This window comes from Paenibacillus sp. Marseille-Q9583 (assembly GCF_976954365.1).
Genome location: NZ_CDRJTB010000004.1, coordinates 1 through 17288 on the forward strand (window position 1 = coordinate 1; position 17288 = coordinate 17288).

Annotated in this window: 10 protein-coding genes and 1 pseudogene; 7 read left to right on the plus strand and 4 right to left on the minus strand. The window is 43.5% G+C overall.

Annotation, left to right across the window (positions count from 1 at the left end; genetic code table 11):
- Positions 1 to 74: 74 nt before the first annotated feature.
- Positions 75 to 464: a hypothetical protein gene (locus tag ACWNM1_RS03270; RefSeq protein ID WP_449599859.1), complete on the minus strand. Its 390-nt coding sequence runs from the start codon at positions 462 to 464 to the stop codon at positions 75 to 77.
- Between the two features lie 255 nt (positions 465 to 719).
- Between ACWNM1_RS03270 and ACWNM1_RS03275 the strand changes: the two genes are divergently transcribed.
- From ACWNM1_RS03275 to ACWNM1_RS03290, 4 genes are all read left to right on the plus strand, one after another.
- On the plus strand, positions 720 to 6551 hold the full coding sequence (locus tag ACWNM1_RS03275) for an S-layer homology domain-containing protein (protein WP_449599861.1): 5832 nt from the start codon (positions 720 to 722) through the stop codon (positions 6549 to 6551).
- A gap of 414 nt (positions 6552 to 6965) precedes the next feature.
- Positions 6966 to 8726, plus strand: coding sequence for a CHASE2 domain-containing protein (locus tag ACWNM1_RS03280; RefSeq protein WP_449599863.1), 1761 nt, complete (start codon positions 6966 to 6968; stop codon positions 8724 to 8726).
- Entirely contained in the window at positions 8723 to 10420 is a 1698-nt protein-coding gene (locus ACWNM1_RS03285; protein ID WP_449599865.1) for a FecR family protein, read from the plus strand. Before ACWNM1_RS03280 ends, ACWNM1_RS03285 begins: the two co-directional genes overlap by 4 nt.
- Positions 10421 to 10454: 34 nt before the next feature.
- Positions 10455 to 11924, plus strand: coding sequence for a stalk domain-containing protein (locus ACWNM1_RS03290; RefSeq protein ID WP_449599867.1), 1470 nt, complete (start codon positions 10455 to 10457; stop codon positions 11922 to 11924).
- A 137-nt stretch (positions 11925 to 12061) separates the two neighbouring features.
- Here ACWNM1_RS03290 and ACWNM1_RS03295 read toward each other — a convergent pair whose 3' ends face one another.
- The 3 genes from ACWNM1_RS03295 to ACWNM1_RS03305 are packed head-to-tail and all read right to left on the minus strand — an operon-like array spanning position 12062 to position 14554.
- Positions 12062 to 12979 carry a metal ABC transporter substrate-binding protein gene (locus tag ACWNM1_RS03295; protein ID WP_449599868.1) on the minus strand — a complete coding sequence of 306 codons (918 nt, stop codon included), beginning with the start codon at positions 12977 to 12979 and terminating at the stop codon, positions 12062 to 12064.
- Entirely contained in the window at positions 12976 to 13818 is an 843-nt protein-coding gene (locus tag ACWNM1_RS03300; RefSeq protein ID WP_449599870.1) for an iron chelate uptake ABC transporter family permease subunit, read from the minus strand. The genes ACWNM1_RS03295 and ACWNM1_RS03300 overlap by 4 nt, the downstream gene beginning before the upstream one ends.
- Positions 13811 to 14554, minus strand: coding sequence for a metal ABC transporter ATP-binding protein (locus ACWNM1_RS03305; protein WP_449599967.1), 744 nt, complete (start codon positions 14552 to 14554; stop codon positions 13811 to 13813). Before ACWNM1_RS03305 ends, ACWNM1_RS03300 begins: the two co-directional genes overlap by 8 nt.
- A gap of 405 nt (positions 14555 to 14959) precedes the next feature.
- On the opposite strand from ACWNM1_RS03305, the gene ACWNM1_RS03310 reads away from it, so the two are divergent.
- From ACWNM1_RS03310 to ACWNM1_RS03320, 3 genes and pseudogenes are all read left to right on the plus strand, one after another.
- A complete protein-coding gene (locus ACWNM1_RS03310) occupies positions 14960 to 15505 on the plus strand; it encodes a MarR family winged helix-turn-helix transcriptional regulator (RefSeq protein ID WP_449599968.1) in 546 nt (181 codons plus the stop codon).
- 28 nt (positions 15506 to 15533) lie between these two features.
- A complete protein-coding gene (locus ACWNM1_RS03315) occupies positions 15534 to 16985 on the plus strand; it encodes an aryl-sulfate sulfotransferase (protein WP_449599872.1) in 1452 nt (483 codons plus the stop codon).
- Positions 16976 to 17269 (plus strand): annotated as a pseudogene (locus tag ACWNM1_RS03320) (ABC transporter permease); the annotation flags it as partial. The gene ACWNM1_RS03315 and the pseudogene ACWNM1_RS03320, both read left to right, overlap by 10 nt.
- Positions 17270 to 17288: the final 19 nt, after the last annotated feature.

Sequence of the window (17288 nt, forward strand, 5' to 3'; positions counted from 1 at the left end):
GTCCATTAGGGACGCAGAAGGCGTTTTAGCTTGTGACGCGGAGAAATGTTGTACGGCCAATGTATGTATCTTTCTTAGCCGAAAGAAGTGAGAACGCTCTCCGTAACGATGTCCCTCAGCTCCGCTTTGTGTGCTGTATACTGCTCGGCTGTAATATTTCCGGAAGCTAGTCGTGAATCTAGCTGTTCCGTTAGCTGGGTTACCTGTAGATCGATCACATCTTCAATATCTGTGTTTTGTTCTATTGCAATATCTTGAAGTGATTTGCCGTCATATAAGGCATCGTACAGATCATCATCTGTGGGTTGGTTAAGGGCTTTCAGTAATAATTCGTCTTTATCCGCAACACTTGTGGTGGACCATTGAGTTGACGAGCTTGCGTTAGCAGTAAGGCTACTCCAAGCATTTCCGAAAGACATTACTATAACTACGGTTCCTACTATAATCACTCTTTTTATATCCATTAGAGTCCTCTTTTCTTATTTTACAAATAACGTTTTGTGGTTTCTGTCGAAAGTGTCTGTGATGGTTGAGGTTTAACTTGTTTCTATTATAACCCGGAAAGCTGAGCTGAAGCTTAAACAATATTTAAGATAACCTAAAGATTTAACATTGGAATAATATAGCGATAATATACCCCTAGTATACTTTCCAGATGATCTAAATTGCATATTTATGCAGAAGGGTCACAATCAAACTTACGGGGAGTGTTCGGGATTTTGAGAATAACAGCAAAAGCTAAACGTTTTCTATCCAGCGTAATTGCAAGTAGTTTGATGTTGGGGATCATGGTTCCAGCAGGATATGCAGAAGAACAGCAGCCGGATACGGAGCAGACATCTTCCGAATTAGGAGCATATTTTGATGAAAAGGTTGAGCTCGACACGCTTTTAAGTCAACCGACTGTAATGACAGATGTGTATGCGACACCAACCAATCCAGGCTCTTTACTTATTACAGAGGTTGTTCCAGATACTAAAAATGTAAAAGGCACGGACGGGACCTCAGTAGATGGCTATGAATTTGTCGAGGTCTACAATAATACGGACGAGCCGGTTAACTTTAAGGATTATTATTTCTTTTATAATGACAAAGATACTTGGACACCAAATGGCGATGCGGTCATACCGGCGCATGGAAATATCGTCTTCTGGATTATGAACGGCAATAATCTGAGTGTTCCTGCCGAGGATTTCATCAAAAACTTTAATCCTTCAGCATCTCTGCAGGAAGGTGTAAACCTGTTCCGTATTAACGGTGGCGGTGGTATGGCAAACACTTCTCCGCGCAACTTACAAATTAAAAGTAAAGCAGGAGATGCTCTTATTGTCTCTGCTTCTTATGGAAAAGAACAGGTGAAGGAAAACAACGGGATTTTCTATAAGTATTCGCAATCCAACAGCTCTATGATGAGTCTCATGGCGATTTCGGGAACGGTTGCGGCTACACCAGGAACCGTAGATCCAGAGCAACTGCCTGAGCTAGTACCTGGAGACAAGCAACCGGTAATTGAACACCACTCGCAGAGCAGTGTGGATCCAGCGGATCTTCCCGTCACCGCGAAGATTACGAACCTAGAGATTGGACCAGACGGAACGCTACCGGTAGTGAAGTTGCAATACGGCTCTCCTTCTCAGGTGAAAGATACGGTAATCACCATGACCTCAAAAGGCGAGGGGGAATATACGGCCGTGATTCCTGCGGCTGCACTGGAAGAACCAGAACTGCACTACAGCATTCGTGTAAACAATGTAACAGAGAGCTATTCTGTTCATGTGAACCTGCCTGCATTCGATTCGAGTAATGTGCCGCCGCTGTTAATTACAGAGCTGCTGCCAAATTCGACGAATGTAAAAGGTACGAGCAGCGATGCTTTTGAATTCATTGAGGTATATAACAATACTGATGCACCGATTGATTTTAAAAACTACAAGATCTATTATCGCTATCCTGATAAAGGCAATGCTTCCGATGTGAAGTGGCCCTCTACGAAAGAGAGTTTTGTAATTCCTGCACAGCATTCCGTAGTGTTTTGGGTTATTAATAGTGCTAACAGTACATACACCGCTAGTGATTTTAATGCGGAATTCAACACTAATCTGATGGATGGCACGAATCTCTTTCAAATCAAAAGCGATGGGATGGCGAACTCTGGCCGCCGGGCCGTCGTAATCAAAAGTAATACCGAGAAAGAAATCTCCTCTGCGTATTATGATGCTGATCTTACCTATGATGGTGGGGCTAAAGGTGATGACACCAAAGAAAATAAAGCCCTTCTATACAAGTATCCTGTGAATGGGCAAAGTAAAATGCTCAAGATTAGCACAGGATCAGCGGTTCCGTCACCAGGGCAGGTGGATGTAGTACAGCTTCCTAACACACCGATCCATGTGGAGCCGGATACAGAGAAGCCAACGGTAGATGATTTGACTGGTGTAACGGAGATTGATCAGTCGATGAGTCTGGATTTGAAGGCTTTTGCGGATGACAATAAAGCCGTTACGTCTGTAGAAGTAAGGGTAGCTTCGGATAAGCAGCCTGATTTTGTCAGCCATAATCTATCCCAAGACTTTAACGATAGCTTGTATCATTATAAATTGTCGTCTGCTGATTTGATTGGCAGAAATGAAATTCAGTATTACTTCGTCGTTTCCGATGGCACAAATGAGACTGAATCTCCGGTAATGAAAGTGAAAATTACAGGGGGTCCAGATCAATCAGCGCTTCGTTTGAATGTGAAGGATGGGCAATTCATTAATGGCTCTATGACGGTAAAAGGAACCTCTGCCACTGCCAAGGCTGATGAAGTGGGCCTGAGCATCGACAATAAAGTGCTCGGCAATAACGAGGTATATGCCGCGCTTGAGAATGATGCTTACTTTGTATTTGATGCGAAGAATGTAGACTATTATTTCAAAAATGGTATCACAATGGGACCGGCAGAATTAGGGGACGCGAGCATTCTATATACCTTTATGGACCCGATTACTACGTATACGACTTTGACCTTCCCGATCTCCTCTGCCGCATTACAAGTGGGCACGGATAATGTGATCTACATTCGGGCGGGCTCTAAATCATCGCCTTTTGACCCTCGTCCCGAGGAGAATAAAGATGACTTTGAAGTAAAGAATGTGCGCCTATTACTTGCAGATGGTACTGAAGTTTGGGACCCTGCTTATGCAGAACGTGATAAAGAAATTAAGATGGGGGACAGCGCAGGGAAGCATGAATCCATCGGCTTCCGGTTCGATCTGAAATCTGATTTATTCCGTTCGAAGGCTTATAACTGGAATACTAAAGAAGTAACTGACGGAGAACATAAAGTAACAGTGACCGAAGGTGGATCCAAGGTATCGTCAAACGTAGTTGTAGACAACACGCCACCATCCATTAAAGCATCGATTGAAGATGGAAAAACTTATCGCGGTAATTTCGTAATTACTGCTGAGATCAAGGATACTTACGCAGGTGTAGATAAAGTTAGCGTGAAGCTGGATGGCAATGTTATTGAATTGCCGTATGCTACTTCATCTGGAAAGCTATCGGGTGGAGACCATACGCTTTCTATCACTGCATTGGATAAGATAGGTAATCAGGTGGAAAAGGTAATTACATTCCAAGTACCGAATGAAAATCCATTTGCACCACTCCTGATCTCACCTCAGAACTGGGAGATTGGTGTGGGCACGAATCCAACTTTGAAGGTTAAGGTTGAAGATCCTAATCAGGATAAGATGGATGTTACCTTCTATAGAGGCTTCAAGTACGATGGTAACCATCCAGAGCAAGGATTTACTGGATTTAAGAACGCATCGGATACAGAACCGCCGAAGCAATCCGTTCCTGCGGGCGAAGAAGCCCTTAGCAGTGACGAATACAGCAAAATAAGTGCAGTTGACGGACAGTACTTAATTAACGATGCTGTGGAGCAATTCCCATATCAGCGCTATGAAATTAAGCTGGATGAATCGGTGAAGGCTTCAGATCGTGTGGATATTGAATGGAAGGGGAATTCACTTCCAGGTCGTAAAGTAAGTCTCTACGCGTGGAGTCCTGCTGAAGAGAAGTGGATACAGCTGGATCATTTGATTGCTGGTACTGAGGATTTTGAACTGAAATCTACGGTGACTGTTGGAGAATTCGCTAGCGGAGATAGCATTGCTGTCATGGTTCAGGATGAGATTGCGTCCGCGACTAAGACTGCACCTACAGTTACGCAGGATACCTATGATTTTTCTTTTGTATGGATGTCTGATACGCAATATTATTCTCAAAGCTACCCTTACATTTATCAGAAAAATGTAAAGTGGATTGCCGACAATAAAGATAATTTGAATCTGAAGTATGTAATTCATACAGGTGATGTAGTGGATAAATCGTATCAGGAATATCAATGGGAAGAAGCCGATCGGGATATGAAGGTACTCGAGGATGCAGGTATTCCATATGGTGTTCTTGCGGGTAATCATGATGTAGGCCATCAAACCGGAGATTACACGAAATTCTGGCAATACTTTGGGGAATGGAGATTTAAGGACATGCCAACCTTTGGCGGATCCTATGACAACAACCGAGGCCATTATGATTTAGTATCTGCGAACGGAAATGACTTCATTATCGTATATATGGGCTGGGGACTGGCTGAAGAAGAAATTGAATGGATGAATGAGATCGTTGCTCGTTATCCAGAACGTAAAGCGATTCTTTGTCTTCATGAATACCTGCTCGTATCTAATAACCGCGCACCGATTGCCGATACGATCTTTGAAAAGGTTGTAAAACCTAACAAGAACGTAATCGCAGCTTTGTCCGGTCATTATCATGATGCGGAGCTTAAGGTAGATGAGTTGGATGATAATGGAGATGGCATCGCGGACCGCAGTGTATATCAAATGCTGGCAGATTATCAAGGTGCCGAAGAGGGTGGACTTGGTTATATTCGTCTGCTTCAGTTCGATGTAGCTAACAACAAGCTTCGTGTGAAGACTTATTCGCCTTACTTGGATGATTATAATTATTATGATGAAAATGAGTTCCCGGGCAAAGATGAGTTCGTACTAGATCTCGATCTGCAGCCTGTAACAAAACGTGTAGCTACCGATTACATTGGAGTTAAGGTTTACAGTGATCAGACAATCGCGACCCAGCAGCAAGTAGAGAGCGGTACGGAGACTCAGGTCACTTGGAGTAAGCTTAATCCAGAAAGCTACTACCAGTGGTATACAAAAGTCGAGGATGATCACTCTGGTAGTGTGCTTTCAGACATTTGGGGCTTCTACACTGGGAAAGAGAATGTAACACCGACACCAGAGGTGACACCAACACCAACACCAGAGGTGACATCAGCACCTCCAGTAGTTTTACCAGTGCCAACAGTGACTCCAATGCCTACAGCCACACCTGGAGCGGGAAAAGGAAACATTGAACTGGCATTAGGAAGTAATGGAACGTATACAGCTGATCCGTCAGCCTTGAAGAAGCTGATTGAGGAAGCTACGACAGGTGGAAATATCAAGATTAGCTTAGGCGGAGAAGCTTTGACTCAAGATCAGTTTAAACTTGCACTTGATGCAACGAGCATCCAACAGGCTGCCGACAAGAAGCTGAATCTGAATATTGTGTCTTCCAGCGTTACATTAAGCGTACCAACAAGCTCTTTACCAGCTATCCCGGCAGGCAGTGATATGCTGCTACTAAGCATTGATACGAGTATGATTTCTGTACAGGCCAATGTCTCTGGAATGAGTCCATCCGGAGCTAACGTTACGCTGAACCTCAGTACATCAGCAGGAGGCAAAGAAACGGCTATCCACCAGCTTAAGGGTGCTGTTACGATTACCCTGACGCTGACGAAGGAACAGCTTGCTAAGCTCGATACAAATTTTGCGGGTGTCTATTATGTAAATGGCAGTACCTTGGAATATTTGGGTGGAGTGTTTAAAGGTAATACCGTTACCTTTACAACAGATCATTTCTCTTCCTTCGCGGTACTGGAATACCATAAGCAATTTAGTGATACCGCTGGTCACTGGGCAGAGACGTACATTTCCAAGCTGACGGCTAAGCATGTGATTAAGGGTATCGACGATACGCACTATGGTCCACAAGCGAATGTAACCCGTGCAGATTTTGTTACACTAGCCATTCGTTCACTCGGATTGAATGAGACAAGTGAAACTACGGGGAATGGTGCTTTTGCAGATGTATCAAAAGATGCTTATTATGCATCATCGATAAACAAAGCTGTCCAGCTTGGACTTATCCAAGGCAGTGATGGCAAGTTCCGTCCTAAAGATGCAATTACACGTGAAGAAGCGGCTGTTGTCCTACAGAAATTGATACAATACAAAGCTGGAGTGCAGTCTTCCATTGCTGCTACTGCAAGCTTTAAGGATATGAACAGCGTATCAGAGTGGGCGAAGCAAGCGGTAAGTGAATTGAAAGCTAAGGGAATCCTTGACGGTAAGGGCGACAATAATTTCGATCCTCGTGGCAAAGTAACCCGTGCTGAAATTGCAAAACTGTTATATGGAATAATCAGTTTATAAGAATAGTATGGCAAAAGCAGGCAGAGGTAACTCTGGCCTGCTTTTTGTCATTTTTTGCACTCTATATTCCTTTTCTGCTAGCAAAGCAGGAAATTCTTACTATTCATATGATTTTTCATATATAATATTTTTGAATAAATTTTTAATAGACATAATCTAGCTTCCTGCTGGCATTCATAATGATATCTTTCGTTGTTACACTAGTTATTCACGATGATCCGGCAGTTATTCTCCTTGTTACAGCACTTCTTCCAATTGGCGCAGGAATGGGTATTCATCCATGATTGCTGGTATTCCTTATTCTGATATCCACTGCCCCCTTCTTCTTTGCTTATCAATTACCAACGTATTTGAACGCTTATTATAGCGCTGGCTCGGACTCATTCCATATTACATAGATTGGAGAAACGAACCTTGAGAGTTAAGTTAGCACATATTTTGCTTCTACTTACGATGATTTTTGCGGTTCTACTGTATAGAGGGAGTCTTGACTCCATTGATCATCTGTTACAAGACCGCGTGATGCAGCACGAGCGGTCTGTGGATACTACGATTGCTATCATCGGGATAGATGATCAGAGCTTGGAGGACTTTGGCAGCTGGCCGTGGAGCAGAAATGTTCATGCACAGCTGTTAGATACGCTCTCCGAGGGACATCCAGCAGTGATCGGTTTTGACCTTACGTTCCCTGTAGGCTCGGAGGACCCGGAGGCGGATACAGAATTCGCTGCGGCTGTGGCCCGTGCGGGGAATGTAGTTCTGCCTGTATATGGCACATTTGCGCCAAATACCGAGCAGGGAAAGATCGAAGCGCTGGAGCTATCCCAGCCGTTTGAGGCTTTGGGGAAGGCTGCGGCTGCAACCGCCCATATCAATACTATTACCGATACTGATCGAGTGGTGCGTAAGGCTCTTTATTCTTTTGACTATGAAGGGGATTCTATTCACAGCTTGTCATGGACGGTCTACCAGAAATATCGAGAGGCGATGGGGGGCACTGCTGATCCGCAGAAACTCCCACTGGATGACTTTGGGCGCTTTTATATCCCTTATTCAGGTGGCAATGGCGACTTTGAGGAGATTCCTTATTCGGCGGTTCTTAGCGGGGAGGTTCCACCATCTTATTTTGAGAATAGAATTGTGCTTATAGGGCCCTATGCTACAGGGTTTAAGGATGATTTCCTAACACCCATTAGCGGAAAAAATACGTTATATGGTGTGGAAATTCATGCAAATATCATTCAATCTCTACTGGACGATAATTATAAGCGGGTACTGAATTGGAAGTGGAACGAGGTAGTGTTGCTTTTTGTTGCGCTCTTAGCCTATCTACTATTCCGTAAAGTGAAGATGCTATATTCCTATGCGGTCATTGTGGTCATCATTGCACTTCTTATCTTTGCAGGTCGTTTTTTCTATGACCAAGGGATAGTCATTTCACTGGGTTATGTGATTCCCTTTCTAATCGTTAGTTGTATTATCGTAATAGCTTTTCAATATTTAGAAGAACTGATGGAGAAACGTAGAGTTACGGATATTTTTGGTCGATATGTTGCCCCGCAGGTTGTCGATCAAATTCTTAAGAACGGTCAAGAAGGGCTGAAGCTGGGAGGAAGTCGCAGAGAGCTAACCCTGTTATTCGTTGATATTCGCGGGTTCACTCCGTTGTCGGAGGCTGCTGAACCAGAGGAGATTGTTGAGATTCTGAATGAGTATCTGGATCTGACTGCGGGTTGTATTTTTAAGTATGATGGCACGCTGGACAAGTTTATCGGGGATGCCACGATGGCGATCTTTAATGCTCCATTGCTGCTGGAGGATCATCCAATGCAAGCGGTGAAGGCGGCGTGGGCGATGAAGGAAGGCTCGGCTGCGGTGGAACAAAAGCTGTTCGAACGGTTTGGTCTTATAGTGAAATTCGGTATCGGGGTGCATACTGGTCCAGCTGTATTCGGGAATATTGGCTCCAAGACCCGGATGGATTATACAGCGATTGGAGACACCGTCAACACGGCGGCCCGTCTGGAAAGCAATGCGAAGCCTGGACAAATCCTCATCAGTGAGGCTACCTACGCTTTTGTAAAAGATAGAGTATCAGCTGTTTCATTAGGGGAGATCAAGGTAAAGGGCAAGGAACAAGGAATCAGTGTCTATGAACTGGAGGGATTGAGATGAGGTCGTTAAAGCTTACACTGTCGTTTATGCTGTTGTTCAGTATTCTTTGGCCCGCAGTTGTCACAGAGGCGAAGGATAGCGTTAAAGTGGGGAAAATAACTGCGGTCTCAGGCAAGTCTGAAGTGAAAAAGAGCGGTGGAACGAAGAAATTCAACGCTTTTAAAGGAATGGCGATTACCCAAGGTGATACGATTATAACAGGCAATGATGGGCAAATTAGCCTCGATCTTGATGCTAACAAAGAAGTTACGATCGGAGCTAGTACTACGCTTACTATTAGCCAATTAGTCGAAAGTGCAAAAGCGCTGGGCGGTAAGACAAGTCTGAAGCTGCAAAATGGGCAAGTCTTGATCAAGGTGAAAAAGAAGCTGGAGGGCGATTCCCGCTTTGAGATTGAGACACCAACGGCTATTATGGGCGTTATGGGTACAGAGTTTTTTGTTAGCGTTAATAGCCAAGGCAATGTAGTCCTTAATAATGGGATAGGGAATAACGGCGATTATCTGGGAGTTCTGGAAGGAACAGTTCATGTAGTTTCGACTATTGATCCCACGCTGATTGAGCGTATGATAACAGCCTCCCAGCAGTTAATTATGGAGAATCAACAATGGATAGAGTCGCAGTTGTCCCTAAATGCATTACCACAATTTGCGCTAGAGCAGCATTTGAAATATCTGAACGAAGAAGAGGTATTGGAATTCGAATCGGCTAAGAAAAAAATCGAGCAACTACTCGAGCAAATAAAAGCCACTATGCCCGTTCACTCAAGTCCGCCTATTCCAACAATTCCACCTCAGATTAACTATGATCTATCTAGTTTAGCTCCCTTAGATATGACGAGACCAACATCGCCGACGAGACCTACACCAACGCCGACACCGACACCGGAGCCGAAGCCGACAGCAACGCCGACGCTGGAACCAACACCAACACCAACACCAACACCAACACCAACACCAACACCAACACCAACACCGGAGCCAACACCAAATCCACTAGGTGCGCCTGAGCTAGACCAGCAGGAATTTAGAGAACATATCTATGACTATCTCGTCCGTGATAATGAGATTGTTTTGCCGTTTACTGCACCATTAGTCTTTAATATCGCAGATGACTCTAATCCTAATGCTGCGAGGGATGGGGTGAGTGTTACTTTGAATCAAAGTGAGGACAAGCTCGATTTAGGTGAGGTATATATTCGAGAGAATAAGCTTCACATTCAGCTGCGTGAATCACTTCCTTATAGCTCTTTCGTTCAAATCAAGGTAAACGGCGGTTTGTTAAAGAATGCCCTTTCCGGGGGGGAAGTACAGGAAGAGGATCAACGGATAGCAGATGGCGGTTTTACCTACAAGGGAATGATCACTCCGAGTTATTTTAACCATACTGGCCCTATAGGTGAAGGTGAAGCACCAGAATTTATCATCCATTCGCTGGGTTATGATGTAGGGGAGATTAGATATCATTATGAATATTCTGAGGGAGATCCATCTCCACTAGAAGATACAGATTATGTACTGGATCGTAACGGTGAGAATACCTTTGTGCTTAAACTTACTCCGGAGTTCTTGAATGGATTATTTCCCGAATCTTATATCGTTACCATTCCTCTCGTGAGGATTGAAGATACAGAAAATGGCCCTGTAGAGGTAGTGGTAGATAACCTCCAGATTAGATTATCTTTGTTATTTTAAAGGCGTAATAACCTTCGAGAGGAGAACAAACATAATGAAAAAGGAACTCATCTCCATCGTTTGTGGATTTATGCTCATAAGCGGATCTCTGTCCAGTATTGCTACGGCAGAGGCAGTGCAACCCGTAAGCGGCAACGTTCAAGGGAATATAAATCAGAATATCTCTGCTAACGCTGTACTCTCTCTTAAACAGCCGTGGGGATTGACTGCCGTACCTAGTAGCAATGATCTCATTATTGTTCAGTCCGGAAGCGGTATTATCAGCAAGTGGAGCAATGGAGAGCTGCAGACAGTGGCTGGACAAGGTGCGGAAGGATATATCGATGGTAAGAGTGCCAATGCCTTGTTTAATCATCCGTCGTATACCGCTGCTGACAGTAAAGGCAATATCTATATCAGTGATACCGACAACCATGTAATCCGCAAAATTAAAAATGGAGAAGTGTATACCTTCGCAGGAACGGGAGTAGCTGGCTATAAAGATGGACAACGCAATACCGCGCAGTTTAACGCGCCGGGTGGATTGACAATAGACAGCAATGACAACGTCTATGTAGCTGATACCTTGAATCATATGATTCGCAAAGTTACACCGGAAGGTATTGTGACTACTTTTGCAGGACAGCAAGGTAATATGGGTGCTTATTTAGATGGTTCGGTAGCTTCAGCCAAATTTAATGAGCCTGTTGGTCTTGTGTTCGACGAGAAAGGAAATCTTTATGTGGCTGACAGTGGGAATCAGATGATCCGGTTGATTAAAGGGGATCAGGTTGAGACCTTTGCAGGCAAAGCAACCAGTATTGATCCGGTGACTGGCTATATGGCTGGAGGGTTTCAGAATGGAGATCGTCTGTCGGTGCTGTTCAATCGTCCTCGTGGACTGGCTTATGCCGATGGGGTATTGCTAATTGCTGATAGTCTGAACCACCGGGTTCGGGCCATTCAGAAGGATGGAAGAGTCATCACAGTTGCAGGGCAGGGTATCTTGGGAGATCAGGTTGGAGCATTGGATAAAGTGATGTTTAATCAACCGTCCGGTGTTGCGCTTGCTTCCGGGAAATTGTATGTGACGGATACACTGAATAACAAGCTGAAGGTATTAAATCTCGATTTGCAAGCCCTTAAGCCACTGCGTAGCGAGGCTGATCTGCTCGATGCAGTCACGCTACTACCAGTGGGTAAGGAGATGCAAGTATGGTTGGACGGAGTACAGGTGAAATTGAATACTAACAATCTACCACTTGAGCAATCCGGCAAAATTTATTTACCGGTTAGAGCGCTATTCAGCGCATGGGGAACGGACATTCGTTGGGATTCGGCAAGCAAAGAGACGATGATTAGCAAAGGGGAGTGGACACTTTCCCTAAAGCCAGATGCAAGTCTTAATGTGCAAAACATAAAGGGCACTTTATATGTGGCAGCTGAATATTTGCCGACGGCTTCAGCTTTTATGCAGGTATATGATGAGGACAGTCACGCAATTGTGCTGGAAAGTGGCCAATAATGGTTCGTTATTATTAAAGTTAAGGCTGTCGAGAAAAATCTCGACAGCCTTCTTTAACGTACTTGAAAGTATTTATTTGGGGCCCCGCAAAGTATCTGAGTATGCATCGAAGTAAAACCCCACTTTGTGGGGATATTTTATGACGACAATCCTTCAACGACTTTATCAATATTCCATTTAATCATCTTAATGTATGTGTCGCCTTCTTCGCCTTTCTTAGCTAAAGAATCGGTGAAAATCTTAGAATGTATCGGTACACCCGTTTCATTGGAGATGGTTTCCATTGTTTTCAGATTAACGCTCGTCTCCAGAAATAATGCCGGCACTTGATTTTCATCAATGACTTTAATTATATTTTTCATTTGTTGTGGGGTTCCTTGACTATCGGTATTGATTTCCCAAATAAATGCGGATTCAAATCCGTAGGCTTTTGAAAAATATTTAAATGCCCCTTCGCTTGTAACCAAAATACGTTTCTCCTGCGGGACTTTTTCTACCGATTCTTTTGCATATTGATCCAATTCATTGAGTTTCTTAACATATTCTGATTGGTTATTTAGATAAAATTCTTTGTTGTCCGGATCTTTTTCGATTACATGTTTAGTGATGATATCTACATATTTAATAGCATTCTGAACATCAAGCCAGGCATGAGGATCTTCTTGAGTTTCTTTGCCTTTTTCTGTTAGGTACATTGGAGTTACTTCATCTGAGACGGCAAAAGCGACATCCTTTTTATTAGTGACATCAAGAAGGTCTTGGAACCACCCCTTACCTGTTTCCAGATTCAATCCGTTATAAAAAACTAAATCTGCGCTAGATACTTTACTTGTGTCCTTAGGTAGTGGATCGTACATATGCGGATCTGTTCCGATGGGAACCATGCTGTATACCTCAGCTTTTTCCCCTACAATGTTTTCAGTCATATCCGCGATAATGGAATAGGTTGCAACAATCTTTAACTTGTCGTTATCTGCTTCTCCTTCAGTAACGTTTGAGCATGCGGTCAATAGTAAGATGAACATAGTCAAAGAGAGCATCTTTATTGTTTTCATCCTTGTTTCAACCCTTTCCTTAGAAAATTATTTTTGGGCGAGATAATAAAAGATATAGCAAACAAACTTACGCCTACTAGAACAATGGTGGCACTTGTAGGTAAATTGAATCTAAAGCTAATGATCACACCTATAATTCCAGATACAGCGCCGAGGGTAGAAGCTAGGATAATCATGTGGATCAGCTTATTCGTCCAAAGATAAGATGTAGCTGCTGGAATAACCAGCATTGCAATCACAAGCACAATGCCGACTTGAGATAATGAGGACACAGTAACCACGGATAACAGCATCATCAATAAATAATGATAGAATCCCGTTTTTAAACCAAATGCCTTAGAGACGACAGGATCAAACGAACTAATTGACAGCTCTTTATACAACAATGAAATGATGGCTATAACAACAAGCATGATAATAAATGATTGCATTAACTCGGACTGCGGGACGGCCAAAATGTTACCAAATAAAATATGAGTTAGATCAAGCCCGCTCTTAGCGAAAGTGATTAAGACAATTCCTAGAGCGAAAAATGAGCTGAGAATAATTCCGATTGAGGTATCACTTTTGATATTGCTGCGACTTGTTATGAATTCAATGAGGATGGCCGCTAAAAGTCCAAACAATGAAGCTCCCACAAGAATGTTAATCCCTAAAATATAAGATAACGCCACACCTGGTAATACAGCATGAGACAAAGCATCGCCCATTAATGACATTTTTCTGAGTACAATAAAACTTCCTAAAACCCCTGAAACAATACCAAGAATGATAGCAGACAATCCAGCGTTAAGCGCATAGATCGGAATGTTTAATAACGCTGAGAAATAATCAATCATTTTCGGCGCCCCCCATTCCTTTGATTACCAGATTACCTAAGGACGCCCCGTAAGCATTGAGGATATTGTCGGCTGTAAAGGTGTCTTCCACATCGCCAAAAGCAATAAGCTTTTTATTGAGAATGATTACTTTGTCAAAATATTCTTCGACCTCATGTAAATCATGATGAACGATCAATATGGTTTTCCCTTCTTCACGAAGCTGTTTAAGCAGTTTTACAATAATTTTCTCACTGACTAGATCTATGCCAACAAAAGGTTCGTCTAAAAAAAATACATCCGCTTTTTGGGCAAGCGCTCTGGCAATAAAAACCCTTTGTAGTTGTCCTCCAGACAAATTACTAATTTGTTTATCCGCAAGATCACTTATATCTACCATGGCCATACATTCCTCGACGCTTTGCCGCTCTTTTTTGCCTGGGCGCTGAAAGATTCTTAAGTTTGGGTAGGTTCCAGTTAGAACGGTATCTTTCACTGTGATTGGAAAAGTAAGATCAATGTCGTTCTTTTGTGGCACATATGCGATCTTCCGTTTGTACTCAGAAATATCCTTTCCCTCTACCATCACCGTTCCGCTTCTTTTCTTGATTACTTCTAACAATGACTTAATAAATGTCGATTTTCCTGCACCATTAGGCCCGATAATTCCGATGGTATACCCAAAGGGAATATCGATATTTACATTTTCTAGCGCTGAATTACCGAAATAATCCACGTTTAGGTTTCTAATTTCAATCATTAAAAAGCTCCTCGTCTTGAAATTTATTGATTTGTTTCCTGTTGGAAACATTTATTTTAATTATCTAATTTGTTTCCCTAGGTAAACATTTATTCTTAGGTACAATATATTTAACAATGGGCAAAATGTCAATGAAAAAGCTTAAAATTTATTTGATTTTGAATTAGTACAAGCATGCGATCTGCGCCGGTATCGGGGTAATTTTTTGGAATGAAAAATACATACTTGACAGGTAGGAATAAAGGGTTATATGATATCATCAATCCTTAAACACTAATTAAATGAACAGTGAAATAATTTATCTGAGCCGATTGGACCGCCAAAGGCTCCCGCACTTTTCCCTTGCCAGGGAGTTGTGCTGGGAGTCTTTTTTTGTTGGCTATGGAGAGAGATGAGGTAAGAATGGGCGATACGTATTGGAGACAGCTGGAGGAGACGGACTGGGTATTCCGCAAGATGGTCCGCAGATTCGTAAAGGAACGGGATAAGGTTACAGTAGCAGGCATCTCTTTACCCGGCATGCTGATTCTACATAAAATCATTCGCGAGGATGAACAGCGGCTTGGGGATTTAGCAGATGAACTGGACTTTACGTCAGGTGCGATCACAGCTTTGAGCGATAAGCTTGAGTCAGGTGGATTTACTGTACGCAGACGTAAGGAAGGGGACCGTAGGACGGTGATGCTGGACATCACAGACAAAGGCCGGAAGATGGCAGAGCTTAATAGCAACATTGGGGAACGATGTATTTCGCTTCTGTTTGAGGGGTTCACGGAAGAGGAATTGGTGCAGCAAAGTCACTTTTATCAGCGGATCATTAGTAATCTCGAAGGATTCTCAGACATCTTGCTGAAGCTGGTGAAGGAGAATGCTGAGGCTGAAGCTTCTCCAAACCTTGAACAGAAGCCACGAGCAGTCACAAAGAAAAGTAATTATCTTAGCTATTAAAATAAATTAAATGTAGGAGAGATGAACGATGGGACATTCAACCATATTTCCAACTGGAGCAACCGTATATAATCCAAGCAAAGCGTGGAGTGGGTATACCGTATTTCAAGCGGGTGAAGAAGGCGTTGTACTGATTGATATGAACGGTAAAGAAGTGCATCTGTGGAAGGGGCTGCTCGGGTTTCCGGCTAAAATTTTCCCTGGTGGTTATGTGCTAGGCAGTACAGGAAGGAGAGATCCCAAATTCGGCATTCAGGATAATGTAGATCTCGTACAGGTCGATTGGGACGGTAACATCGTATGGAAATATAACAGCTATGAACATATAGAAGATCCGGGTTATGAACCGCTCTGGTATGCTCGCCAGCATCATGACTATCAGCGCGAAGGCAATCCAGTGGGTTATTTTGCACCAGGGCTAGAGCCTAAGGTTGACGGTGGCAAAACCCTAATCCTCGCTCACAAAAATATCTACAACCACCAAATCTCCGACAAGCAGCTGCTGGATGACACGATTATCGAAGTGGATTGGGAAGGGAATATCGTTTGGGAGTGGGCCCCGAATGAACATTTTGCAGAGCTAGGCTTTGATGAAGCGGCGAAAAACGTCTTATTCCGTGATCCTAACTCACGCTCCTTCGGGAATCTGGGGGGCGGTGTGGGTGACTGGTTGCATATCAATTCAGCTTCGTATGTAGGACCTAATAAGTTTTACGATGCAGGTGATGAGCGTTTCCATCCAGATAATGTGATCTGGGATGCACGGGAAGCGAACATTATCGCAATTACAGATAAGCGTACCGGGGCCATCGTGTGGAGAATCGGTCCAGACTACTCACTGCCAGAATTGAAGCATATCGATTGGATCATTGGCCAGCATCATGCGCACATCATTCCGAAGGGCTTGCCGGGAGAAGGAAACCTACTCGTATTTGATAACGGAGGTTGGGGCGGTTATGGTCTTCCCAATCCATCTTCACCCTTTGGGCAAAAAAATGCACTCCGCGACTACTCTCGAATTCTAGAGATTAATCCCGTGACACTCGAAATTGAATGGCAGTATACCGCGGCAGAAGCAGGCTTCTCTGTTCCGACGGATTCTTATAAATTCTATAGTCCTTATATTAGCTCCGCCCAGCGGTTACCGAATGGCAACACCTTAATTACAGAAGGATCTAACGGTAGACTTTTCGAGGTTACGGCAGAACATGAACTGGTCTGGGAATATATCTCACCGTATAACGATTCCAGAAATACAAACATGGTTTACCGTTCCTATCGTGTGCCTTATGCGTGGGTACCACAGCTGGAGAAGCCGGAAGAACAAGCGATTGAGAGGATAGATGTCACACAGTTTAGAGTACCAGGGGCTGCACCTAAGGGATCGGATTCGGTAGTGAACGTGGTAACAACCCTGCCGTTTGTTGAGGGGGCTGCTTGTGTGGCGACGACTGATGAAGTGAGTAGCCGCAAAGCCTGATTCATGTGATCGTCCCGGCGACGATACCGTATATTTTTACAGGAATCCGGTTAGCGATGGGAACCTCGTATATGGCGATTGTCGGTGCAGAAATGATTGCTTCGAACGAAGGTGTAGGTTATCTGATTTGGAATTCCAGATTGTTTTTTCGGACAGATTGGATCTTTGTAGGGTTATTCTGTCTTGGCTTTATGGGCTTTTTCACGGATCGGTTATTTGGCTGGTTCGGCAAGAAAGTACTCTATAGATACGGCGTGGTAAGTGTGACGGCGCGTAGAAGGTAGTGTAGCTTTAAGCATAAAC